Below are 21,353 nucleotides of genomic sequence, written 5' to 3'. Positions count from 1 at the left end.
ACCGCCGTTGACGGTGCCCTGTCGCGCATCTAGCGTTTGTAAGCAGGTGCTTACAAAAGAGGAGAGCAGCGTGACCACAGCCAGCACGGAACCTCTCGCCTATCCCTTCAACGCGGCCGAGGGGCTTGCCCTGGCCGAGGAGTACGAACAGGTACGCAACCGCCCGGGACTGCTGCGGGTCCGGATGGCCTACGGCGAGCCGGCCTGGCTCGTCACCCGCTACGAGGAGGCCCGCTTCGTCCTCGGTGACCTGCGCTTCAGCCGGGCCGAGGGGTACAAGCACGACGAACCCCGTCAGGGCGAGGGCCGCAGGGACAGCGGCATCCTGGGCATGGACCCGCCGGACCACACCCGGCTGCGCTCGCTGGTCGCCAAGGCGTTCACCGTCCGTCAGGTCGAGAAACTCCGGCCCCAGGTGAAGGAGTTGACCGCCTCGCTGCTGGACCGGATGGAGGCCGCCGGACCGCCGGTCGACCTGGTCGAGGAGTACGCGCTGCCGATCCCGGTCGCCGTGATCTGCCGGATGCTGGGTGTGCCGGAGGAGGACCGGCCCAAGTTCCGGGTCTGGAGTGACGCCGCGCTCTCGACGAGTTCGCTGACGGCCGAGGAGTTCGACGCCAACCGTGAAGAACTCCGCGCCTATATGGCCGGGTTGATCGCCCAGCACCGCGCCGATCCGCGTGACGACCTGATGACGGCCCTGATCGAGGCCAGGGACGGCGGCGACCGGCTCTCCGAACTCGAACTGGTCGACCTCTGCGTCGGGATCCTGGTCGCCGGGCACGAGACCACCGCGAGCCAGATCCCCAACTTCGTCCATACCCTGCTGGACCACCCGGGGGAGTGGCAGCGGCTGGGCTCCGAGCCGGGCCTGATCGACGGCGCGGTGGAGGAACTGCTCCGCTTCGTACCGCTGGGCAGCGGCGCGGGCCAGCCACGCTACGCCAAGGAGGACATCGAGGTCGGCGGGACCCTGGTCCGCGCCGGCTCTCCCGTCCTGGTGGCGGTGGGCGCGGCCAACCGGGACGCCCTGCGCTTCTCGGCCCCTGGCAAGCTGGACCTCTCACGCGCGGCCAACCAGCACCTCGGTTTCGGCCATGGCGTCCACCACTGCCTGGGCGCCCCGCTGGCGCGGCTCGAACTCCAGGAGGCACTGGGCGCGCTCACCGCCCGCTTCCCGGATCTCCGGCTGGCCGGTGACATCGTCTGGAAGGGCGAGATGCTGGTCCGCGGCCCCCGGGTCATGCCGGTGGGGTGGTGAGCCGATGACCTGGCATGTGGAGGTGGACCGCAACCAGTGCATGGCGTCGGGGATGTGCGCCGGAGCCGCCCCCGATCTCTTCGCCCTCGACCACGACCGGGCCCGTGCGCTCCGCAGCGAGATCGAGGAGGACGAACGGGCCCTGGACGCCGCGGACATCTGCCCGGCGATGGCCATCGCCGTCCACGACGGGGAGAAACCCATCGGCCCGCGCCCGTAGGAACGGGCGGGAGTCCGGCGCGCCGCCCCTCCGCGGTCTTCGCGTCTTCGCGTACGTCCGCGAGGGGCGGCGCGGCCGTCCGGCCCCGTCACACGTCCAGCAGCCACCGGGCCGCCGCGCCGAGCGCCGCGTCCGCCTCCGGGAGGACACCGGCGCCGCCGAGGAAGCCGTGGAACATCCCCCGCTCCACGCGCACTTCGGCCGGGACGCCCGCCTCGCGCAGCAGCTCCGCGTAGTCCCTGCCCTCGTCCCGCAGCGGGTCGCACTCGGGCAGTATCAGCAGTGCGGGAGGCAGCCCGCCCAGGTCGCCCGCGCGCACCGGGGACGCGTAGGGCTCAGCGCCGTCGCCGTCCGGCCCGAGGTACTGCTGCCAGTACCAGCGCATATGGGCGGTGGTGTGGAAGAATCCGGTGGCGTACTCGGTGGCCGAAGCGGTCTCCAGACGGTGGTCGAGTACCGGGTAGACCAGCAGCTGGGCCGCGATGGCCGGACCGTCGGAGTCCCGGGCCATCAGGGCGGCCGCCGCCGCCAGGTTGCCGCCGCTGGAGTCGCCCGCGACGATCAGCCGGGACGGGTCGCAGCGCAGCTCACGGGCGCGCCCGGCTGCCCACTCCAGGACGGCGTGGACATCGAGCAGCGCGCAGGGGAACCGGTGCTCGGGCGCCCGGCGGTAGTCGGCCGACACCACCAGCGCCCCGGTGCGCGAGGCGAGTTCACGGCAGAGCCCGTCATGGGTGTCCAGGCCACACATCACCCAGCCGCCGCCGTGGCAGAAGACGATGAGCGGCCGGCCGCCGTCCGTACGGTGCGGATCGGGTTCGTAGATCCGTACGGGCACGGGTGAAGCGCCCGCTGGGCCCGGTACGTACGCGTCGCCCACCCGCGCGATCTCCGGGAGCCCGCGGGCCGGTCCGGCCGATGAGGCGGCGCGCAGGGCGGCCACGTCCAGGGGGCCGTCGACCGGGTCGGGGAAACCGTGGGCCAGTGCGTCGGCGAAGCGGCGTGCGGCAGGGGTGAGGCTCATCCGGTGGTCAGCCCCCCGTCCACGGTGAACTCTGCTCCGGTGATGTAGGAGGAGGCGTCGGACGCCAGGAAGCGGACCAGTTCGGCGATCTCGTCCGGTCTGCCCATGCGCCGCAGTGGCACCCGCGGGTGCTCCCGCTGCCCGGCGTCCTCGCCCAGCGCCCCCGCGACCATCGGGGTGTCGACCATCCCGGGATGCACCGAGTTGACCCGGATGCCGTCCGCCGCGAGATCCAGGGCGACGTGCTTGCTGAGCCCGCGCAGCCCGAACTTGCTCGACCCGTAGGCCGCGTGCTGCGCGATGCCCACCATTCCCGCGGTAGACGAGATGTTGACGATGGATCCGCCTCCCGCGTCCCTCAGGGCGGGGAGCGCGGCCTTGATGCCCAGGAAGGGCCCGAGCAGATTGACGCGGAACAGCAGTTCGAAGTTCTCCTGCGTCTCGGCATCGACCGGGGCGGTACGCCACAGGGCGGCGTTGTTGACGAGGATGTCCAGCCGCCCGAAACTCCGTACGGCCGTCTCGACCGCCGTCTCCCAGCTCGCCGCGTCCGTCACATCGTGCGGGACGAAGACCGCGGCCCCGCCGAGACCGGCGGCGACCTCGCGGCCCTCCTCCTCCCGGACATCGGTGATCACGACCCGGGCGCCCGATGCGACGAACAGCCGTGCCTCGACGGCTCCCTGGCCGCGGCCGGCTCCGGTGATCAGCGCCACCTTGCCGTCCAGCCGTACTGCGTCCGCTGCCGCCGCTGCCGCGTCCGCGGCCTCCCGGGCGGTCACTTCTCGCCGTCCAGCGCCCGGAAGTGCGGGATGACCGTCTCGCCCCACTGGCGGATGGTCTCCATGCACGCCTCCTGCGGCACCGTGCCCATCTGGATCAGGCACATCACCTCGTCCACTCCGATCTGCCGCAGCTTCTCGACATAGGCGATGGCGGTGTCCGCGGTGCCGTAGGCGTGGTCCGCGTTGTAGGTGCCGGTGTCGACCGGGCGGGCCGGGATGTTGGCGTCGTGCAGCCTGGCGACCAGTTCGTCACGCTCGCGGGCCAGCACCGCCACATGGTCCTCGTCCTCGTCGTCCCCGGTGGGGGCGGGCGAGTTCCCGTACCAGTGCGCGATGGACTCGGCGAAGAAGCGCTGGCCCCGGGTGCCGATGCGCAGCGCGCGCTCCGCGTCGTCGAGGACGATCGTCGGGCAGAGCGCCGAGAAGTGGTCGTTGACCTCGGTCGACACACACCGCTCGCCGCTCCTGGCGGCGATGGCCTCGTCGTACACCGCACGCATCGCACGGACGTCGTCGGCCCCCGCGAAGCCCATCACCAGGGCGCCGATGCCCAGTTCGGCGGCGAGCTTGAGGGTGTCGTGCTTGCTGCACGCCATGAAGAGGGGCGGATGCGGGTCCTGCACAGGGCGGGGCAGGATGGCGCCGGGGCCGATGTCGATCGAGCCGTGCCACTCGAAGCGCTCCTCGCGCCAGGCGGCGGAGAAGATCCGCAGCGCCTCCTCCATCTGCGGATAGGTGTCCTCGGGGCGCACCCCGTACATGGACATCTCCTGCTTCGTCGCGCCGCGCCCCGAGCCGATGTCGACGCGTCCGCCGGAGAGCACATCGAGCATGGCCGCGCGCTCGGCGACCCGGACCGGGTGCTGGTACCCGAAGGGCATCGTGACGACGCCGTGGCCGATGCGGATCCGGGAGGTCCGGGCGGCGACCCAGGTCAGGAAGATCTCGGACGCGCTCATGTGCGCGTACTGCGAGAGCGAGTGGTGCTCGACGGCCCAGATCCGGTCGAAGCCCACCTCCTCGGCGTACACGGCCTGTTCGACGCAGTCGTTGATGACCTGGCGTTCGCGTTCCGGGGTCGGGTTCGAGAGCTGAGCCTCGAAGATCATGGAGAACTTCATGGGATGCCTCCGAGTATTTCGATTAGGAATACTTCTATCAGGCATAGGTGGAGGACGGAAGGGGCGGGGCCCCGGCCGCCCGCCGTGGTCTGCCCGGACGCGGCCGGACCGTAGACTGCGGGGCGTGGCGGAGAAGCGGACGAGCAGCGAACAGGGCGGCGAGCAGGGCGGACAGCGGGGCGCCGGGTCCGGCAGGCCGGCGCTCCCGGCGACCAGCTGGGCCGTGCTGGGGCTGCTCTCCTTCGGCGAGGAGCTGTCCGGCTACGACCTGAAGAAGTGGTCGGACTGGTCGCTGCGGTTCTTCTACTGGAGCCCGTCGTTCTCGCAGATCTACGGGGAGCTCAAGCGGCTGGACAAGGTCGGCTATGTGACCTCCCGGATGGTCGCCCAGGAGACCGGCAACCGGGACAAGCGGGTCTACGCGATCACCGCCGAGGGGATGGACGCCGTACGGGAATGGGCGCGCGAGGCGCCCGTCGAGCCGCCCGTGCTCAAGCACGGCGTCATGCTGCGGATCTGGCTCGGCCACCTGCTGGAGGCCCGGCAGATGCGCGATGTGCTCGGCACCCACCGCGAGTACGCGGAGAAGATGCGGCAGCGCGCCGAGGTCGACATCGCCGGGGCGCGGGACGAGGAGGCGTGGGCCTACCCCACCCTCACCCTCAAGTGGGCCGAGCGGTACTACGCTTCGGAGCGCGATCTGGCCGACTCGATGCTCGCCGACCTGGAGGAGCTGGAGCGCAGGCGGCCGTAGCCCCGCCGGAAGTACAGCAGCGGCCCGGCCTCGCCGTGCCGCTCCAGCGTGGTGACCCGGCCGAGCGCGATCAGATGGTCGCCGCCGGGGAAGGTGTCCGCGAGCTCGCACTCGACGGTGGCCAGCGCCCCGTCCAGCAGCGGTGCGCCGTTGGCGCCGGGCCGCCAGCCCGCGTCCCGGAACTTCTCCTGGCCGGTCACCGCGAACTGCCTGCACAGCGGCTGCTGTTCGGCGGCGAGGATGTTCACCGCGAAGCGGCCGGCCGCGCGGATGTGCGGCCAGGTCGTCGAGGTGAGGGCCGGGCAGAAGCAGATCAGCGGCGGATCCAGAGATACCGCTGAGAAGGACTGGACGGCCATTCCGGTGGGGCGTCCGTCGCTCTGGATCGCGGTGATGACCGCGACCCCGGTGCAGAAACTGCTGAGTACCTCCCGCATGGAGTCGTCGAATCCCGGCGTGGAGTGGGGTGTGAGGGTCGGCATGCTGCCTCCAATGTTCCTACTAGGTGTATGCCTAACCGAAACACGTGTGATTGGATACCGGCCACGCCCGCACGTCAAGTAGGGAGGGTCATCATCAGCACGGACCAGGTGCCACCGCCCACCACCCTCGCGCAGCTGACGGACTTCGCGGCCCGCGCCCACGGGGATCTCGACGCCCTCGCCGACGGAGAGGTGCGCTGGGACTTCGGACAGCTGGACGAGGCGGTCCGCGCCGCGGCGCGAGCCGTCATCGCCCTCGGCGTGGAACCGGGCGACCGGGTGGCGCTATGGGCCTCCAACAGCCGCGCATGGATCACCGCAGCCCTCGGCGCGCTCTCGGCCGGGGGTGTCCTCGTGCCCCTCAACACCCGCTACAAAGCGGCCGAGGCCGCCGACATCATCCGCCGCAGCGGGGCCCGCACCCTTCTCACCGAACGCGGCTTCCTCGGTATCGACTACGTCGCCATGCTGCGGGACTCCGGAGAGGACCTCGGCGCGCTCGAAACCGTCGTCGTACTCCGGGGCGGGGCGACCGGACCCGCGCTGGGCTGGGACGACTGTCTCGCACGCGGCCGGCAGGTCTCCGAGGCCCACCGGTCCGCCCGCGCCGCCGCCGTCGCGCCGGACGACCTCGCCGACATCCTCTACACCTCGGGCACCACCGGCCTCCCCAAGGGCGTCATGAGCACCCACCGGCAGGTGCTCGCCGGTATCGGGGCCTGGTCCCGGGCCGTCACCCTGCGTCCGGGCGACCGCTATCTGCTGCTCAACCCCTTCTTCCACACCTTCGGATACAAGGCCGGCTTCGTCGCCTGCCTGCTGCGCGGCGCGGCCATGGTCCCCGAGGCGGTCTACGACGTGGACCGGGTACTGCGCCGGATCGCGGAGGAGCACATCAGCGTGCTGCTCGCCCCGCCGACCGTCTTCCACGGCCTGGTACGCCACCCGCGCCTCGCGGGCCACGACCTCGGAGCGCTGCGCCTGGCGGGCACCGGGGCCTCCGTCGTACCGGTCGAACTCGTCGACGAGATACGCGAACGGCTCGGCGTACCCGGCGTGTTCACGGCCTACGGGCTCACCGAGTGCATGGGGGTCGTCGCCGTCTGCCCCGTCGACGCCGACGCGTGGAGCGTCTCGCACACCGTCGGTCTGCCGCTCCCCGGAACCGAGATCCGCATCGTCGGCCCCGGCGGCCCGGCCGGTGACGCGCTGCCGCCGGGCCGCGCCGGGGAGATCGCCGTACGCGGCCCCCAGGTCATGCGCGGATACCTCGACGACCCGGGGGCCACCGCCCGCGTCATCGACGGCGACGGCTGGCTGTACACCGGCGACATCGGCGTACTGGACGCACGCGGCTACCTCTCGATCACCGACCGGCTCAAGGACATGTACGTCGTCGGCGGCTTCAACGCCTACCCCGCCGAGGTCGAGAACGTCCTGCGCTGCCATCCCCTGATCACCGAGGCCGCGGTGGTCGGCGCCCCCGACGAACGGCTCGGCGAGGTCGGCGTCGCCTATCTGGTCACCGAGGGCGGGCAGCGCCCCGACCCGGCCGAACTCACCGCATGGACCCGGGAACGGCTCGCCAACTTCAAGGTCCCGCGCCGCTTCCATGTCGTCCCGGAGCTGCCGCGCAACGCCAGCGGCAAGATCCTCAAGGCCCGGCTGCGGCGCGCCGAAGAGAGGGCCCGCCAGGAAGAGGCCAACCCGCAAGAGGCCGACCCGGAAGGAGAGAGCCGATGAGATTCGGCGAGGAGCACCAGGAACTGCGCACGGCCGTACGGTCGCTGCTGGCCCGGCACGAAGGGGCCGCCGCCTGGGGGCCGCTGACCCGCCAGATCGGGGCCGCGGGACTGGCCGTTCCCGAGGAGTACGGCGGTGCGGGGTGCGGCCCCGTCGAGGTCCATGTGGTCATGGAGGAGCTGGGAAGGTCCCTGGCCCCGGTCCCGTATCTCGGCTCCGCCGTCCTCGTCACCCAGGCGCTGCTGGCCGCGGGCGACACCGAGCTGCTGCCCGCGCTGGTGGACGGCGGGAGCACCGGGGCTCTCGCCTGGGCGGAGAACGGATCGTGGCGGCCGGAAGCCGTACGGGCCCATGCCGTACGCGGCCCCGGCGGCTGGCGGATCAGCGGGGTCAAGGAGCACGTCCTGGACGGGGCCGACGCCGATGTACTGCTGGCCGTCGCCCGTACCGAGGCCGGTCTCGCGCTCTTCCATGTCCCGCCGGACGCCGGCGGTGTCACCCGGAAGACGCACACCACCATGGATCTGACCCGGCCGCAGGCGACGCTGACCTTCGACGGGGCCGAGGCCCGACCCGTCGCAGCCGACGGCGACCAGGTCCTCGCCCATGTCAGGGATCTGGCCTGTACGGCCCTGGCCGCGGAGCAGGTCGGCGCAGCGGAGCGCTGTCTCGAACTGACCGTCGCCCATGTGCGCGACCGGGTGCAGTTCGGCCGGCCGATCGGCTCGTTCCAGGCGGTGAAGCACCGGCTCGCCGACGCCTTCGTACGGGTCGAGTCCGCGCGCTCCGCCGCACTCGGGGCCTCCTGGGCCGCGGCGGACGGCTCGGCCGACCTGTCGCGGTACGCGGCCGTCGCCAAGTCCGCCTGCTCCGAGGCATTCTCGGCGGTGGCCGGGGACATGATCCAGCTGCACGGCGGAATCGGCATCACCTGGGAGCACGACGCCCACCGCTACTTCAAACGGGCCCACGGCTCGGCCCGGCTCTTCGGCTCACCGGCCGGGCACCGCGACCGTATCGCCGAGGCGGTGATCGGACCGCCCGGGGCCCTGGCCGGAGCGCGGGGTGCCCTGGCCGGGCCGCCCGGGGCCGGTGCGGAGCGCCTCGGCTGACACCGGCGCGGCGGCCGGCCCGCCGGAGGGTACAGCGCCGGCCGTGCCACCCCTCTTCTCCCTTATCTCCTCTCCCCAGCGATCGTTTGGCAGGTGTAGGTGTCATGGGCAGTACCGAGACGTTCCGCTCGGAGTTCCGTACGTGGCTGCGGTCCGCGCTCACCGGAGAGTTCGCCGCGCTCAGGGGCCGTGGCGGTCCCGGCCGGGAGCACGAGGCGTTCGCCGAACGGCTGGCCTGGGAGCGGCATATGGCCGCTGCGGGCTGGACCTGCGTCGGCTGGCCGGAGGCGTACGGCGGACGCGGCGCGACCCTGGAGGAGCAGGTCGCCCTCCACGAGGAGTACGCACTGGCCGACGCCCCGGCCCGGGTGGGGCACATCGGTGAACAGCTGCTCGGCCCCACACTCATCGCCTTCGGTACGGACGGGCAGCGGGCCCGCTTCCTGCCGGGGATCAGATCGGTCGGCGAACTGTGGTGCCAGGGATACAGCGAACCCGAAGCGGGCTCCGACCTCGCCAATGTCCGTACCCGGGCCGAGCGGGACGCGGACGGGTGGTCGGTCACCGGCCAGAAGATCTGGACCTCGCTGGCCCATGAGTCCCAGTGGTGCTTCCTGGTGGCCCGCACCGGCCAGGGCGCCCGCCGGCACGAGGGGCTCTCCTGTCTGCTCGTGCCCATGGACCAGCCGGGGATCGACGTACGGCCCATCACTCAGCTGACCGGCACCAGCGAATTCAACGAGGTCTTCTTCGACGGGGCCCGCACCGCCGCGGAGAACGTCGTGGGGGATCCCGGCGACGGCTGGCGGGTCGCCATGGCCACCCTCGGTTTCGAGCGCGGCGTCTCCACCCTCGGCCAGCAGGTCGGGTTCCGGCGCGAGCTGGAGGCGCTGATCGCTCTGGCACGGCGCAACGGCGCGGCGGACGACCCGCTGGTCCGCGACCGGCTTGCCCGCGCCTGGACCGGTCTGGAGATCATCCGGTTCAACGCCCTGCGGATGCTGGACGGCGCCGCCGCCGGGGCTCCCGGGCCGGAGGCATCCATCAGCAAGATCTACTGGGCGACCTGGCACCAGGAGCTCGGCGAGCTGGCCATGGATGTCCGCGGCGCGGGCGGCATGCTGGCGGACGGCGCGCCGTACGACCTGGACGACTGGCAGCGGCTCTTTCTCTTCTCACGCGCCGACACCATCTACGCCGGGTCGAACGAGATCCAGCGCAACATCATCGCGGAGCGGGTGCTCGGCCTGCCGAAGGAGGCGCGGGCCTGACCCCGGCCGGGTGCCCGGTGCCGGGCCCCGGCCGGGCGCCGCCGCCGGGCGCCCCGGCAGCCGGGCGGCGTTCCCGGCATCCGGGGGCCGGGCATCCGCTACGTCAGCAGCCTCGCCCGGAGCTTGTGCAGCGTCCCGGCGTCCAGGCCCAGTCCCTTCGAGAGATAGCCGTCGAAACCGCCGTACCGGTGGGTCACCTCGCCGAGCGCCGCACCGATGTACTCCTTGCGGACCTCCTGCAGCGGCACGATCAGCTGCGGATCCTTCATGACCCCCGAACTCTTCAGCCCCGCGCGGGTCCTGAGGTCGGCGGCCCTGCGGATGGTGTTGGAGAGCAGATAGTCCGACTCGGCGGTGCGGGCCGGGACACCCACCGCCCGCAGCAGGACGTAACTCATCCAGCCGGTACGGTCCTTGCCCGATGTGCAGTGGAAGAGGAGCGGAAGCCCCTTGCCTTCGGCGATGGTGTCCAGCACCCGGGCGAACTGGCGGCGCGCCCCCGCCTCGGTGACGAAGGTGCGGTAGATCCGCCGCATCGTCTCCGCGCCTCTGCCGTCCCCCAGGGCCTTCTGCTGGGTGGCCGGGTCGCGGCTGCCGATGGCCGCCGTCGTCCGTTCGTACAGCCCGGTGTCGTCGATCGGCAGGGGGACAGCGGACGCCCCCTTCGGGAGCCGGTCCGTGCCGTCCGTCCTGACTTCGAGGGGAAGCCGGAAGTCGACCACCGACTTGAGCCCGAGCTTCGACACCGCGGTCAGATCGGCCGGTGTGAGCTTGCCGAGTGAGTCACCGCGGAACACGACGCCGTAGCGCAGCTGTTTGCCGTCGGCGGTCCGGTAACCGCCCAGGTCACGGACGTTGACCGCGCCCTTGAGCGCGATGTGCCGGGCGGCCGGTGACGCGGCTCCGGTGCCGGTGGCGGGAGCTGTGGTGCTCCTGGGCGAGGGGTGGGACGGGGTGGAGGTGCTGGAACAGCCGGTGAGCACCAGGGCCGTGCTGAGCACGGCGGTGACGGCGCCGGTGACGGCCCGGTTCGGGTTCGCCCGCCGGATCGGCTTTCGGGTACGGGGCATCGGAACAACTCCCAGGGTGGGGAAGGGAAAGGGGCAGGGGTGAGGTGCGGGGACCGGAGCGGTGCGGTGGCCGCGGAGGGCGTGCCGCGCGGCCGGTCCGCCCCGCCGTCGGCGGCCCCGATGAAGGCGGCCCCGATGAGTCGATCCCCCCGGAGCGGCGGTCCCCCGGAGCGGCGGTCCGGTCCGGCCGTCCGGGACACCGGGGCCCGCCGGGCAGGCGGTGAAGTGCCGTACGGACAGCGGCGGCCCACGTCCACCCGGTACGGGAACGGGCAGGCCAGTACGGCAGGGGACAGGGCGTCCGCGCTGCTCCGCGGGGCCGGCGGACGGATGCTGGACGGGAAGGTAGCAGCGGATCCGCTCTCCGGGGGAGGTGCCGCAGCCGTGGTTGTCGCGGGACCCGGCCGGGCCCCGCCCCACTGGGCCCCGACGCCCCTCCCGTACAGCCGTCGCACGCCCGCTGCCTGCGGGAACACCATCACCCCCGGCCGCGCCCGCCGCCCCGCGCCCCGGACAGGAACGCGCGGGTTTCCCACTCAGCGGGAGCCGCCGCTCGGCGTCGCCGGGGGCCGCGGCCTAGCCTCGGCGGACAGTCCCGTCACCGGCGTCGCACCACGCGTGGTCCCACCAGTTCCGGTACGGCCCCACGGGCCCGGCTCGTCGAGTCCCCTTCAGCCCCACACCCCTTCAGCCCCACCACTCCTCAGTCCCACACCCTTGCGGAGGACCGCCCATGCTCACGGCCAGTGAACGGCAGACCGCCGCCGACGCCCTCGGCGCGGCCGAACGCGACCGGCGGCCCATCGCCCCGCTGACCGAGCTGTTCCCCGGCATCGGAACCGAGGACGCCTACGAGATCCAACTGCTCGGCATCGGCCGAAGGGTCGCCGCCGGAGCCGCCGTGCACGGTCACAAGGTCGGGCTCTCCTCACCCGTCATGCAGCGCATGATGGGCGTCGACGAGCCGGACTACGGCCACCTCCTGGACGACATGCGGCTCTCCGCGGACCGGCCGGTCCGCGTCGACCGCTACTGCGCGCCACGCATCGAGGTCGAGGTCGGCTTCGTACTCGGCGACGACCTGCCGGGTGAGGACTGCACCACGGCGGACGTACTCGCCGCCACCGAACGCGTCGTCCCCGCCATCGAGCTGATCGACAGCCGGATCGCCGACTGGCGCATCGCCATCGCCGACACCGTCGCCGACAACGCCTCGTCCGCCGGATACGTCACGGGTGACGGGCGCGACCCGCGCGAACTGGACCTCAAGGCCATCGACGCCGTGCTGCGCCGGGGCGACGAGGAGATCGCCGCGGGCCGCAGCGACGCCGTACTCGGCGACCCCGCCGCATCCGTGGCCTGGCTGGCCCGCACCGTGGCCCGCTTCGGCGTCCCGCTGAAGAAGGGCCATCTGGTACTGCCGGGCTCCTGCACCAGGGCTGTCGACGTCGCGGCCGGCCAGACGTACACCGCCGATTTCACCGGGCTCGGCCCGGTCTCGCTCTCCTTCATCTGAGGTGATGATGACCAACAGGACCAAGGCGACCGCCGCCATCGTCGGCTCCGGCAACATCGGGACCGACCTGCTGTACAAGCTCCAGCGGTCCCCGTACATCGAGCCCCGCTGGATGATCGGCGTCGACCCCGCCAGCGAAGGGCTGGCCCGCGCCCGCGCCGCCGGGATCGAGGCCGGCTCCGACGGAGTCGGCCCGCTGCTCGACGGGGACGAGCGGCCGGACCTCGTCTTCGAGGCGACCTCCGCCGGCGTGCACCGGGCCAACGCCCCGCGCTACGCCGAACTCGGCATCCGCGCCATCGACCTGACCCCGGCCGCGGTCGGACCGGCTGTGGTGCCGCCCGCGAACCTGCGCGCCCATCTCGACCAGCCGAACGTCAACATGATCACCTGCGGTGGGCAGGCCACCATCCCGATGGTCTACGCCGTCTCGCGGATCGCCCCCGTCCGGTACGCCGAGATCGTCGCCTCCGTCTCCTCCGTGTCGGCAGGACCGGGAACCCGCGCCAACATCGACGAGTTCACCCGGACCACCTCCCGCGGCATCGAGGACATCGGCGGCGCGGAGCGCGGCAAGGCCATCATCATCCTCAACCCGGCGGACCCGCCCGTGATGATGCGCGACACCGTCTTCTGCGCCATCCCCGAGGACGCCGACCGCGACGCCATCGCCCTCTCCGTGAAGCAGGTCGCCGAGGACGTCGCCTCGTACGTGCCCGGCTACCGGCTGCGCTCCGAGCCGCAGTTCGACGACCCCACCCCGGAGAACGGCGGCATGGCGCGCGTCGCGGTCTTCCTTGAGGTGGAGGGCGCGGGCGACTACCTCCCGCCGTACGCCGGAAATCTCGACATCATGACCGCCGCCGCCACCAAGGTCGGCGAGGAGTTCGCCAAGGCGCTCCTCGCGTCCGGCCGCTGAGGAGTACCAGATGCCCTACTCGGACACGCTCGACATCCGCGTCACCGACTCATCCCTGCGGGACGGATCGCACGCCATGCGCCACCAGTTCACGGTGGAGCACGTACGGTCGATCGTCACCGCACTCGACGGCGCCGGGGTCCCGGTCATCGAGGTCACGCACGGCGACGGACTCGGCGGCTCCTCCTTCAACTACGGCTTCTCGCACACCCCCGAACAGGACCTCATCAAGACCGCGGTGGAGACGGCGAAGCAGGCCCGCATCGCCTTCCTGATGCTCCCCGGGCTCGGCGTCAAGGACGACATCCGTGCCGCCCACGCCAACGGCGCCGCCATCTGCCGCATCGCCACGCACTGCACCGAGGCGGACATCTCCGTCCAGCACTTCGGGCTGGCCCGCGAGATGGGCCTGGAGACCGTCGGCTTCCTGATGATGGCGCACTCCACCACCCCCGAAACCCTGGCCGGGCAGGGCCGCATCATGGCCGACGCGGGCTGCCAGTGCGTGTACGTGGTCGACTCGGCCGGTGCCATGGTCATGGACGACGTGACCGACCGGACCGCCGCCCTCGTCGCCGAACTCGGCGACGACGCCCAGGTGGGCTTCCACGGCCACGAGAACCTCGCACTCGGCACCGGCAACTCGATCGCCGCGATCCGGGCCGGAGCGCTGCAGATCGACGGCTCGACCCGCCGGCTCGGCGCCGGGGCGGGCAACACCGCCGTGGAGGCGCTCGTCGCCGTCTGCGCCAAGATGGGCATCCGTACCGGTATCGACGTACTCAAGATCATCGACGCGGCCGAGGACGCCGTACGCCCCGTGATGGACGACGAGTGCCGGCTCGACCGGCTCGCCCTGCTGATGGGGCACGCGGGCGTCTACTCCAGCTTCCTCAAGCACGCCTACCGGCAGGCCGGACGGTACGGGGTCTCCGGCGCAGAGATCCTGCTGCGCGCGGGGGAGCGCAGGCTCGTCGGCGGCCAGGAGGACCAGCTGATCGACATCGCGCTCGAACTCTCCGCCGACCGCTGACCAACCGCTGACCCGGAACCCGGCCCGGCACCCCCGGCCCCGGTCCGGCACCCCGCCCGGCCCCGGTCCGGCAGGTCCGGAGCAGCCGCGGAGCCCGTCCCGACGCGTCAACCACCACCAAGGAGGCACAAGATGACCGCAGCAAGCGAGGAAGTCCGCGTCATTGAGGCGGCCGCGCCGCCCACCCGCTTCGCGCGGGGCTGGCACTGCCTCGGCCTCGCCGACTCCTTCAAGGACGGGCAGCCGCACGAGATCGAGGCGTTCGGCACCCGGCTCGTGGTCTTCCAGGGCCAGGACGACGGCGAACTGCACGTCCTCAACGCCTACTGCCCGCACATGGGCGGCAACCTCGCCCAGGGCACGGTCAAGGGCGACGCCGTCGCCTGCCCCTTCCACGACTGGCGCTGGTCGGGCAACGGCCGCTGCGCGGGGATCCCCTACGCGCGCCGGGTGCCGCCGCGGGCCAGGACCCGGGCCTGGACCACCGCCGAGGAGAACAAACAGCTCTTCGTCTGGCACGACCCCGAGGGAAACCCGCCGCCGCCCGGTGTGGTCATCCCGCGGATCGAAGGGGCCTTCAGCGACGAGTGGAGCGACTGGAGCTGGAACGTCCTGCGGGTGGAGAACTCCAACTGCCGCGAGATCGTCGACAACGTGGTCGACATGGCGCACTTCTTCTACGTGCACTACTGCTTCCCGACGTACTTCAAGAACGTCTTCGAGGGGCACACCGCCACCCAGTACATGGAGAGTTCACCCCGCGGCGACGTCGACCTCGGGACTCTCAGCACCGAGGGCGTGCTCCGTTCCGACGCCTCGTACCACGGCCCCTCCTACATGATCGACTACATGTGGAGCGATGTCGGCGCGGACGTGGACATGGAGAGCGTGCTGATCAACTGCCACTATCCGATCGACTCCGACAGCTTCCTGCTGATGTACGGCGCGATCGTCAAGAAGCTGCCCGGTATGACCGACGAACAGGCGGCCGACGCCGCCCGGCTCACATCGGAGGGGCTGGCCGTCGGCTTCGAGCAGGACGTGCACATCTGGAAGAACAAGACCCGTATCGACAACCCGCTCCTCTCGGAGGAGGACGGCCCGGTCTACCAACTGCGCCGCTGGTACGAGCAGTTCTATGTGAACGCGGGCGACGTCAAGGACGAGATGACCCAGCGCTTCGAGTTCGAGATCGACACCTCCCGGGCCACCGCCGCGTGGCGGCGCGAGGTCGACGAGAACGTGGCGCGTCACCGGAGCGAGGGCTGACATGACACCGGTCGAGTGCGCGGCCTGCGGCAACCAGGTCCTGTGCGAGAAGTTCTCCATGGCCCACACCTCGGTGCAGTGGACGGCCGAGGCGGCAGAGGTCTGCGACGAGTACCGGGACCGGATGCGTACCTGCGCGGCCCTGCGCGACAGCATCGACCGGGCCGTCGGTGACGGACGGCTGGCGGTGGCCGATGCCTGAGCTGCCCCAGGTGCCGGCGGCCCGGACGCACCGGGTCCGGGTCACCGCTGTGGTGGCCGAGACGGCGGACGCGTACTCCTTTGAACTGGACCCGGCCGATGGCGCACTCGCCTACCGGCCGGGCCAGTTCCTGACCCTGAGACTGCCGGGGCCGGACGGGGGAGTGGCCGCACGGTGCTACTCCCTCGCCAGCTCCCCGCACTCCGGTGAACCGATGAAGATCACGGTGAAGCGGGTGGCGGGCGGCCACGGCTCCAACTGGCTCTGCGACCACATCGGCGAGGGCGACGAACTGGAGGTGCTGCCACCGGCCGGCACCTTCGGCTCAGGTCCGCCGGACGGCGATGTGCTGCTGGCCGCGGCGGGCAGCGGCATCACCCCGGTGATCTCGCTCGCCAAGTCGGCACTGGCCGGGGGCGAGGGGCGCGTCGTGCTGCTGTACGCCAACCGCGATGCGGCCTCGGTGATCTTCCGGGACGAACTGCGCGAACTCGCCGAGGCCCATCCCCGGCGTCTCCTCGTCCTGCACTGGCTGGAGGTGCTCGACGGCCTGCCGACCGCCGACCGGCTCACCGGACTCCTCGGCCCTTACGCCGGCCACCGCGCGTACCTCTGCGGGCCCGCGCCCTTCATGGACGCGGTGGACACCGCCCTCCGCGCGGCGGGGGCGGAGCCCGCCGCCATCCACCGGGAGCGGTTCTTCTCCCTCAGCGGCGACGTCTTCCGGGCCCCGGTCCCGGCCGCTCCGGCCGAGCAGCCCGCCGGGGCCCGGGGCGAAGCCGCCGAGGCGGTCGTCGAGCTGGACGGCGAGACCCACCGGGTGGCCTGGGATGCCGCCACACCGCTGCTCGACGCCCTGCTCGCCGCGGGTATCGACGCCCCCTACTCCTGCCGGGAGGGGGCGTGCGCCGCCTGTGCCTGCCGGGTGCTCGAAGGGGAGGTCACCGTGGCCCACGACGAGGTCCTGGACGACCAGGACCGCGCCGAGGGATACATCCTGGCCTGCCAGGCGCTGCCGGCCTGCGAGCGGATCAGCATCAGCTACTCCTGAGCTGTCTGCCTGTCTGCCTGTCTGCCTGAGCTGCCCTGCCTGCCGCCCCGTGGCTGCCCCGGCCTGCGCCCCGGTCCAGGTCCGCCCGGCCCCCCCCCGGGGCCCGATCCCTCACATCCAGTCGGCGAACCGCAGCCACGACATCATGTTGTCCATCTCGGCGGGGTCGATGGGCGGAGCCACCGCGGGGGCGGGCGGCGGCGCGGGGGCGGGGGCCGTCCGCGTACGGGCCTCGGCGCGCCCCGGCCCGAAGAGCGAGCGCCACACCGCCCGGGACGTGGCCAGCACCACGGGGGCCAGCCGCTCCAGCTCGCGGTGGGTGCCATTGCCGCAGAGCGACACCGAAGCGATCGCCCGGCCCGCGCCCCGCAGCGGCGCCGCCACACAGGACACCCCGCGGAACGCCTCCTCCACGTCGAAGGCCACGCCCCGCTCCCGGATCCGCCGCAGCTCCTCGTGGAACGCCTGCGGCCGGGTGATCGTCCGCGCCGTACGCGGCCGCAGTCCCGCCCGTACCGTCTCGGCGACGAGCGCGTCCTCACTGAACGCGAGGATCGCCTTGCCCGTCCCCGTGCAGTACGCCGGCTGCCTGCCGCCCACCCGCGAGGGCACGCCCCCGTCCTGGGCGCCGCCGATCCGCTCCAGATAGACCACTTCGGGCCCGTCGAGGACGGCGAGGTGTGCCACATGCCCGGTGGACTCGTGCAGCGTGTGCAGATGCGGCAGGGCCGCCCGGCGCAGCCGGTTGTGGTGCGAGGCCAGGGCGCCCAGCTCCAGCATCCGCATACCGAGCCGGTAGTCCCGGCCCTCCCGGTCCAGCCAGCGTAGACGTACGAGCTGATCGAGTATGCGGTGCACCGACGAGCGCGGAAGGCCCGACCGGTGCATCACATCGGTCAGCGTCAGCCGGGGTGCCGGGCCTTCGAACGCGCCCAGCACCAGGGCGGCCTTCTCCAACAGTGAGGGCGGCTGCTCTGCCATGACGTGAGGCTTCCACGGTTCCCGCTCAGCGGGAAGAAGGTATTTCGTTTCGGAATAGTAAAAGCGTAGGTTCCTCGCATCCATCCAGGACGACCGAGAGGGGATGCGCATGAGTGCCGACGATGTCCTCGCCGCAGTGCGGGCCCTTGCCCCGACCCTGCGCGAGCGCGCCGCCGAGACCGAGGCGCTGCGCCGCGTGCCGGACACCTCCATCAAGGAACTCGCCGAGACCGGATTCTTCCGGCTCCTCCAGCCGAGGGCGTACGGCGGCTTCGCCGCACACCCCGCCGTCTTCTACCGCGCCGTCAGAGAGATCGCCAGGGCCTGCGGGTCCACCGGCTGGGTCGCCTCCGTCGTCGGCGTGCACCCCTGGCACGTCGGCCTGTACGACCGGCGCGCCCAGGACGAGGTGTGGGGCCGGGACAACCGGGTCCGCATCTGCTCCTCGTACGCCCCGACCGGCAAGGTCACCCCCGTCGAAGGCGGCTTCCGGCTCTCCGGGCGCTGGCGCTTCTCGTCCGGCTGCGACCACGCCGAGTGGGCGCTGCTCGGCGGCATCATCCACGACGCCGACGGCACCGCGGTCGACATGCGGACCTTCCTGGTGCCGCGCACCGAGTACCGCATCGACGACGTGTGGGACACCGTCGGACTCCGCGGCAGCGGCAGCAACGACATCATCATCGAGGACACCTTCGTCCCCGAGCACCGCGCCCTGAGCTTCGGACCGGTCACCGCCCTGCGGGCCCCCGGCATCCAGCACAACCCGGAACCGCTCTACCGCCTGCCGTACGCCTCGGTCTTCACCACCACCATCTCCACCCCGGTGATCGGCATCGCCGAAGGCGCGTACGACAGCTATGTCGCCGCCACCCGAGAGCGGATACGCGTCTCGTACGGGCAGCAGGTCGCCGAGGACCCCTTCGCCCAGGTGCGCATCGCCCGCGCCGCCAGCGACATCGACGCCTCCTGGCTCCAGCTCATCAGGAACATCTCGGACCTGTACGAGTGCGCCGAACGCGGCGACGATCTGCCCACCGCGCTGCGCACCCGCACCCGCCGCGACCAGGTGCTCGCCACCGAGCGGGCCGTCGCCGCGGTCGACCTGCTGATGGAGAACGCCGGCGGCAGCGCCATGCGCACCGGGGACAACGCGATCCAGCGGGCCTGGCGCGACGCCCACAACGCCCGCGGCCATGCCGCCAACGACCCCGAGCGCGCGCTCGTCCTCTTCGGCCGGGGAGCCCTCGGCCTCGACCCCCAGGACACGATGCTGTGATCGACCACGCCTCCACCTCGCGCACCGCGACGGCCGCCGGACTCACCCTCCACTACCACGAGGCGGGGCCCGCGGACCCCGGCGCGCCCGTCGTGATCATGCTGCACGGCGGCGGCCCCGGCGCCTCCGCCTGGTCCAACTTCGGCGGCAACCTGCCGGTGTTCGCCGAGCACTTCCGTACCCTCCTCGTCGACCAGCCCTGCTTCGGCGGCTCGGACAAGCCCGAACTCGACAAGGACTTCTTCAGCTACAGCGCGGACGCCGTGGCCGCCCTGATGGATGAACTGGGCATCGCCCGCGCCCACTTCATCGGCAACTCGCTCGGCGGCGGCACCTCCGTACGCATCGCCCTGAACCACCCGGAGAAGGTCGGCAAGCTCCTGCTGATGGGGCCGGGCGGTATCTCCCTCAACCTCTTCGCCGCCGACCCCACCGAAGGCATCAAGCGGCTCTTCGAGTTCAGCGCGGCGGCCGAGTCCACCAAGGACCAGCTGCGCACCTTCCTCACCACACTCGCCTACGACCCGGCGATCGTCACCGACGAGCTGATCGAGGAGCGCTGGGCCCAGGCCACCGGACCGGGCGCCAGGCTCGGCAACGCCCGGATGGCCGCGTCCTTCGCCAACCCGGCCTGGCAGCAGGACACCATGCTGTGGCGCGAGGCCCACCGGATCACCGCGCCCACCCTGCTGACCTGGGGCCGCGAGGACCGGGCCAACCCGCTCGACGGAGCACTGGTGGCGCTCAAGGCGATCCCCGACGCCCGGCTGCATGTCTTCCCGCACTGCGGCCACTGGGCCCAGACCGAGCAGGCCGACGAGTTCAACCGGCTCGCCGTCGACTTCTTCACGCACTGAGAGGCACCGGGTTCATGGACATTCGCACACTGGGCTATCTGCGTCTGGAAACCGCCAGGTTCGACGAGTGGCGTGCCTTCACGCTCGACGTCCTCGGCATGATCGAGGCGCCCGGTTCGACCGAGGACACCCTGCGGCTGCGTCTCGACGACCGCGCGCACCGCATCACCGTCGTCCGCGGCGCCACCGACCGGCTCCTCGCCGCGGGCTGGGAGGTACGCGACGCCGCAGCGCTCGACACCGCCCGCGCGGAACTCACCGCGGCCGGGGTGCGGATCGAGGACGCCAAGGCGGACGAGCTGGCCGACCGGCGGGTGCAGGGCATGTTCCACTGCCAGGACCCGGCCGGCAACGAGCTGGAGATCTTCTGGGGCCAGGCGCAGGACCACAGCCCGGCCGTCACCCCGTACGGCAACCGCTTCGTCACCGGCGACCTGGGCCTCGGCCATGTGGTGCTCCCCGCGCCCGCCATCGAGGAGTCGTACGACTTCTACGAGAAGCTCCTCGGCTTCCGGCTGCGCGACTCGATGCGGCTGCCCGCAACGATGGTCTCCGGCGCCCCGGCCGGCCGCGACTTCCACTGGATGCACTTCATGGGGTGCAACCCCCGCCACCACAGCCTGGGTCTCTTCCCCGGCCTGATCGAGCCCGGCATCGTGCACTTCATGGTCGAGGTGGAGACCCTCGACGACGTGGGCCGCGGGCTCGACCGCCTGCACGCCGCGGGCATCCCCGTGGCGTCCTCGCTCGGCCGGCACACCAACGACCTGATGGTGTCCTTCTACGCCCAGGCCCCCGGCGGCTTCCAGGTCGAGTACGGCACCGAGGGCCGCCTCGTGGACGACACGACCTGGGTCGCCAAGGAGATGACGGCCGACAGCTTCTGGGGCCACCAGTGGAACGGCTGACGGAACCGGTCGCCCCCGCCGCCTTCCGCGAGGTGCTCGGCCGGTTCGCCAGCGGCATCACGGTCGTCGCCTCCGCAGGCGGCGACGGCAGACCGGTGGGCCTGGCCTGCCAGTCCTTCGCCTCGCTCTCCCTCGACCCGCCGCTGATCATGCTCTGCGTCGGAAAGGCGTCGACCAGCTGGCCGCGCGTCGCGGAGACCGGACGCTTCGCCGTCAGCGTCCTCGCCGAGGAGCAGCGCGAGGTCTGCGCCTCGCTCGGCGGACGCGGGGGCGACAAGTTCGACGGCGTCGGCTGGACGGTGTCGGAGCACGGCACCGTACGGATCGACGGCGCCCTGGCCACCGTGGACTGCGCACTGCACAGCGTCCAGGAGGCGGGCGACCACCTCGTCGTCACCGGCGAAGTGCTCGAACTCGCAGCCAGGCCCGACGGATCGCCGCTGCTCTACTTCGGCAGCGCCTACGCGGCGGGCGACTTCCGATGAACCGCGGCGC

22 protein-coding genes are annotated in these 21,353 nt (G+C 72.0%); 16 read left to right on the top strand and 6 right to left on the bottom strand.

Annotated features, from left to right (window positions below):
* The first annotated feature begins 70 nt into the window (after positions 1–70).
* Positions 71–1,261, top strand: a complete 1,191-nt coding sequence (locus ACWGKJ_RS18650) for a cytochrome P450 (protein WP_385027779.1) — start codon at positions 71–73, stop codon at positions 1,259–1,261.
* A 4-nt stretch (positions 1,262–1,265) separates the two neighbouring features.
* Positions 1,266–1,481 (top strand): ferredoxin, encoded by a 216-nt coding sequence (locus ACWGKJ_RS18645; RefSeq protein WP_385027782.1) that lies wholly within the window; start codon positions 1,266–1,268, stop codon positions 1,479–1,481.
* Between the two features lie 88 nt (positions 1,482–1,569).
* Here the strand turns inward: ACWGKJ_RS18645 and ACWGKJ_RS18640 are convergent, their stop codons facing one another.
* Genes ACWGKJ_RS18640 through ACWGKJ_RS18630 form a run of 3 tightly spaced genes read right to left on the bottom strand, consistent with a single transcriptional unit; the run spans position 1,570 to position 4,411 of the window.
* Complete coding sequence (locus ACWGKJ_RS18640) at positions 1,570–2,505, bottom strand: alpha/beta hydrolase (RefSeq protein WP_385027786.1); 936 nt, start codon at positions 2,503–2,505, stop codon at positions 1,570–1,572.
* Entirely contained in the window at positions 2,502–3,287 is a 786-nt protein-coding gene (locus ACWGKJ_RS18635; RefSeq protein ID WP_385027788.1) for an SDR family NAD(P)-dependent oxidoreductase, read from the bottom strand. Before ACWGKJ_RS18635 ends, ACWGKJ_RS18640 begins: the two co-directional genes overlap by 4 nt.
* Positions 3,284–4,411: an LLM class flavin-dependent oxidoreductase gene (locus tag ACWGKJ_RS18630; protein ID WP_385027791.1), complete on the bottom strand. Its 1,128-nt coding sequence runs from the start codon at positions 4,409–4,411 to the stop codon at positions 3,284–3,286. The genes ACWGKJ_RS18635 and ACWGKJ_RS18630 overlap by 4 nt, the downstream gene beginning before the upstream one ends.
* 223 nt (positions 4,412–4,634) lie before the next feature.
* Between ACWGKJ_RS18630 and ACWGKJ_RS18625 the strand changes: the two genes are divergently transcribed.
* Positions 4,635–5,165 (top strand): PadR family transcriptional regulator, encoded by a 531-nt coding sequence (locus ACWGKJ_RS18625; RefSeq protein ID WP_385027868.1) that lies wholly within the window; start codon positions 4,635–4,637, stop codon positions 5,163–5,165.
* Here the strand turns inward: ACWGKJ_RS18625 and ACWGKJ_RS18620 are convergent.
* A complete protein-coding gene (locus ACWGKJ_RS18620; protein ID WP_385027794.1) occupies positions 5,093–5,647 on the bottom strand; it encodes a flavin reductase family protein in 555 nt (184 codons plus the stop codon). The genes ACWGKJ_RS18625 and ACWGKJ_RS18620 overlap by 73 nt on opposite strands.
* Before the next feature lie 108 nt (positions 5,648–5,755).
* On the opposite strand from ACWGKJ_RS18620, the gene ACWGKJ_RS18615 reads away from it, so the two are divergent.
* The 3 genes from ACWGKJ_RS18615 (at position 5,756) to ACWGKJ_RS18605 (ending at position 9,773) form a co-directional block, all read left to right on the top strand.
* Positions 5,756–7,390, top strand: coding sequence for a FadD3 family acyl-CoA ligase (locus ACWGKJ_RS18615; RefSeq protein ID WP_385027797.1), 1,635 nt, complete (start codon positions 5,756–5,758; stop codon positions 7,388–7,390).
* Positions 7,387–8,502 carry an acyl-CoA dehydrogenase family protein gene (locus ACWGKJ_RS18610; protein WP_385027800.1) on the top strand — a complete coding sequence of 372 codons (1,116 nt, stop codon included), beginning with the start codon at positions 7,387–7,389 and terminating at the stop codon, positions 8,500–8,502. The genes ACWGKJ_RS18615 and ACWGKJ_RS18610 overlap by 4 nt, the downstream gene beginning before the upstream one ends.
* A gap of 104 nt (positions 8,503–8,606) precedes the next feature.
* A complete protein-coding gene (locus tag ACWGKJ_RS18605; RefSeq protein WP_385027803.1) occupies positions 8,607–9,773 on the top strand; it encodes an acyl-CoA dehydrogenase family protein in 1,167 nt (388 codons plus the stop codon).
* A 98-nt stretch (positions 9,774–9,871) separates the two neighbouring features.
* Here the strand turns inward: ACWGKJ_RS18605 and ACWGKJ_RS18600 are convergent, their stop codons facing one another.
* Positions 9,872–10,843, bottom strand: coding sequence for a tyrosine-protein phosphatase (locus ACWGKJ_RS18600; RefSeq protein WP_385027806.1), 972 nt, complete (start codon positions 10,841–10,843; stop codon positions 9,872–9,874).
* Between the two features lie 733 nt (positions 10,844–11,576).
* On the opposite strand from ACWGKJ_RS18600, the gene ACWGKJ_RS18595 reads away from it, so the two are divergent.
* The 6 genes from ACWGKJ_RS18595 (at position 11,577) to ACWGKJ_RS18570 (ending at position 16,833) form a co-directional block, all read left to right on the top strand.
* On the top strand, positions 11,577–12,359 hold the full coding sequence (locus ACWGKJ_RS18595; protein WP_385027809.1) for a 2-keto-4-pentenoate hydratase: 783 nt from the start codon (positions 11,577–11,579) through the stop codon (positions 12,357–12,359).
* Positions 12,360–12,366: 7 nt separating this feature from the next.
* On the top strand, positions 12,367–13,278 hold the full coding sequence (locus tag ACWGKJ_RS18590) for an acetaldehyde dehydrogenase (acetylating) (protein ID WP_385027812.1): 912 nt from the start codon (positions 12,367–12,369) through the stop codon (positions 13,276–13,278).
* Between the two features lie 10 nt (positions 13,279–13,288).
* Positions 13,289–14,311, top strand: a complete 1,023-nt coding sequence (gene dmpG, locus ACWGKJ_RS18585; RefSeq protein WP_385027815.1) for a 4-hydroxy-2-oxovalerate aldolase — start codon at positions 13,289–13,291, stop codon at positions 14,309–14,311.
* 132 nt (positions 14,312–14,443) lie between these two features.
* On the top strand, positions 14,444–15,580 hold the full coding sequence (locus ACWGKJ_RS18580) for a Rieske 2Fe-2S domain-containing protein (protein WP_385027818.1): 1,137 nt from the start codon (positions 14,444–14,446) through the stop codon (positions 15,578–15,580).
* 1 nt (position 15,581) lies between these two features.
* Positions 15,582–15,782, top strand: a complete 201-nt coding sequence (locus tag ACWGKJ_RS18575) for a hypothetical protein (RefSeq protein WP_385027821.1) — start codon at positions 15,582–15,584, stop codon at positions 15,780–15,782.
* A complete protein-coding gene (locus ACWGKJ_RS18570; protein ID WP_385027824.1) occupies positions 15,775–16,833 on the top strand; it encodes a 2Fe-2S iron-sulfur cluster-binding protein in 1,059 nt (352 codons plus the stop codon). The genes ACWGKJ_RS18575 and ACWGKJ_RS18570 overlap by 8 nt, the downstream gene beginning before the upstream one ends.
* A gap of 111 nt (positions 16,834–16,944) precedes the next feature.
* On the opposite strand, the gene ACWGKJ_RS18565 is transcribed toward ACWGKJ_RS18570, so the two are convergent.
* Complete coding sequence (locus ACWGKJ_RS18565) at positions 16,945–17,814, bottom strand: IclR family transcriptional regulator (protein WP_385027827.1); 870 nt, start codon at positions 17,812–17,814, stop codon at positions 16,945–16,947.
* 103 nt (positions 17,815–17,917) lie between these two features.
* Between ACWGKJ_RS18565 and hsaA the strand changes: the two genes are divergently transcribed.
* From hsaA to ACWGKJ_RS18545, 4 genes are read left to right on the top strand one after another with little or no spacing between them, the layout of a single operon-like run.
* Complete coding sequence (hsaA, locus tag ACWGKJ_RS18560; protein ID WP_453315767.1) at positions 17,918–19,093, top strand: 3-hydroxy-9,10-secoandrosta-1,3,5(10)-triene-9,17-dione monooxygenase oxygenase subunit; 1,176 nt, start codon at positions 17,918–17,920, stop codon at positions 19,091–19,093.
* Positions 19,090–19,950: a 4,5:9,10-diseco-3-hydroxy-5,9,17-trioxoandrosta-1(10),2-diene-4-oate hydrolase gene (gene hsaD, locus ACWGKJ_RS18555; protein WP_385027833.1), complete on the top strand. Its 861-nt coding sequence runs from the start codon at positions 19,090–19,092 to the stop codon at positions 19,948–19,950. Before hsaA ends, hsaD begins: the two co-directional genes overlap by 4 nt.
* A 14-nt stretch (positions 19,951–19,964) precedes the next feature.
* Positions 19,965–20,858 carry a VOC family protein gene (locus ACWGKJ_RS18550; RefSeq protein ID WP_385027836.1) on the top strand — a complete coding sequence of 298 codons (894 nt, stop codon included), beginning with the start codon at positions 19,965–19,967 and terminating at the stop codon, positions 20,856–20,858.
* Positions 20,846–21,343 (top strand): flavin reductase family protein, encoded by a 498-nt coding sequence (locus ACWGKJ_RS18545; protein WP_385027839.1) that lies wholly within the window; start codon positions 20,846–20,848, stop codon positions 21,341–21,343. Before ACWGKJ_RS18550 ends, ACWGKJ_RS18545 begins: the two co-directional genes overlap by 13 nt.
* Positions 21,344–21,353: the final 10 nt, after the last annotated feature.

Source organism: Streptomyces sp. NPDC054757 (genome assembly GCF_053612185.1).
Note: the sequence above shows the minus strand (reverse complement) of the source record. Positions and strands in the feature narration are given on the sequence as shown.

Bases quoted from the DNA above. Each gene is read 5' to 3' on its own strand.
- ACWGKJ_RS18645 (WP_385027782.1), top strand. From the start codon at position 1,266: ATGACCTGGCATGTGGAGGTGGACCGCAACCAGTGCATGGCGTCGGGG.
- ACWGKJ_RS18640 (WP_385027786.1), bottom strand. From the start codon at position 2,505: ATGAGCCTCACCCCTGCCGCACGCCGCTTCGCCGACGCACTGGCCCAC.
- ACWGKJ_RS18630 (WP_385027791.1), bottom strand. From the start codon at position 4,411: ATGAAGTTCTCCATGATCTTCGAGGCTCAGCTCTCGAACCCGACCCCG.
- ACWGKJ_RS18620 (WP_385027794.1), bottom strand. From the start codon at position 5,647: ATGCCGACCCTCACACCCCACTCCACGCCGGGATTCGACGACTCCATG.
- ACWGKJ_RS18610 (WP_385027800.1), top strand. From the start codon at position 7,387: ATGAGATTCGGCGAGGAGCACCAGGAACTGCGCACGGCCGTACGGTCG.
- ACWGKJ_RS18605 (WP_385027803.1), top strand. From the start codon at position 8,607: ATGGGCAGTACCGAGACGTTCCGCTCGGAGTTCCGTACGTGGCTGCGG.
- ACWGKJ_RS18600 (WP_385027806.1), bottom strand. From the start codon at position 10,843: ATGCCCCGTACCCGAAAGCCGATCCGGCGGGCGAACCCGAACCGGGCC.
- ACWGKJ_RS18595 (WP_385027809.1), top strand. From the start codon at position 11,577: ATGCTCACGGCCAGTGAACGGCAGACCGCCGCCGACGCCCTCGGCGCG.
- ACWGKJ_RS18590 (WP_385027812.1), top strand. From the start codon at position 12,367: ATGACCAACAGGACCAAGGCGACCGCCGCCATCGTCGGCTCCGGCAAC.
- dmpG (WP_385027815.1), top strand. From the start codon at position 13,289: ATGCCCTACTCGGACACGCTCGACATCCGCGTCACCGACTCATCCCTG.
- ACWGKJ_RS18580 (WP_385027818.1), top strand. From the start codon at position 14,444: ATGACCGCAGCAAGCGAGGAAGTCCGCGTCATTGAGGCGGCCGCGCCG.
- ACWGKJ_RS18575 (WP_385027821.1), top strand. From the start codon at position 15,582: ATGACACCGGTCGAGTGCGCGGCCTGCGGCAACCAGGTCCTGTGCGAG.
- ACWGKJ_RS18570 (WP_385027824.1), top strand. From the start codon at position 15,775: ATGCCTGAGCTGCCCCAGGTGCCGGCGGCCCGGACGCACCGGGTCCGG.
- ACWGKJ_RS18565 (WP_385027827.1), bottom strand. From the start codon at position 17,814: ATGGCAGAGCAGCCGCCCTCACTGTTGGAGAAGGCCGCCCTGGTGCTG.
- hsaA (WP_453315767.1), top strand. From the start codon at position 17,918: ATGCGCATGAGTGCCGACGATGTCCTCGCCGCAGTGCGGGCCCTTGCC.
- ACWGKJ_RS18550 (WP_385027836.1), top strand. From the start codon at position 19,965: ATGGACATTCGCACACTGGGCTATCTGCGTCTGGAAACCGCCAGGTTC.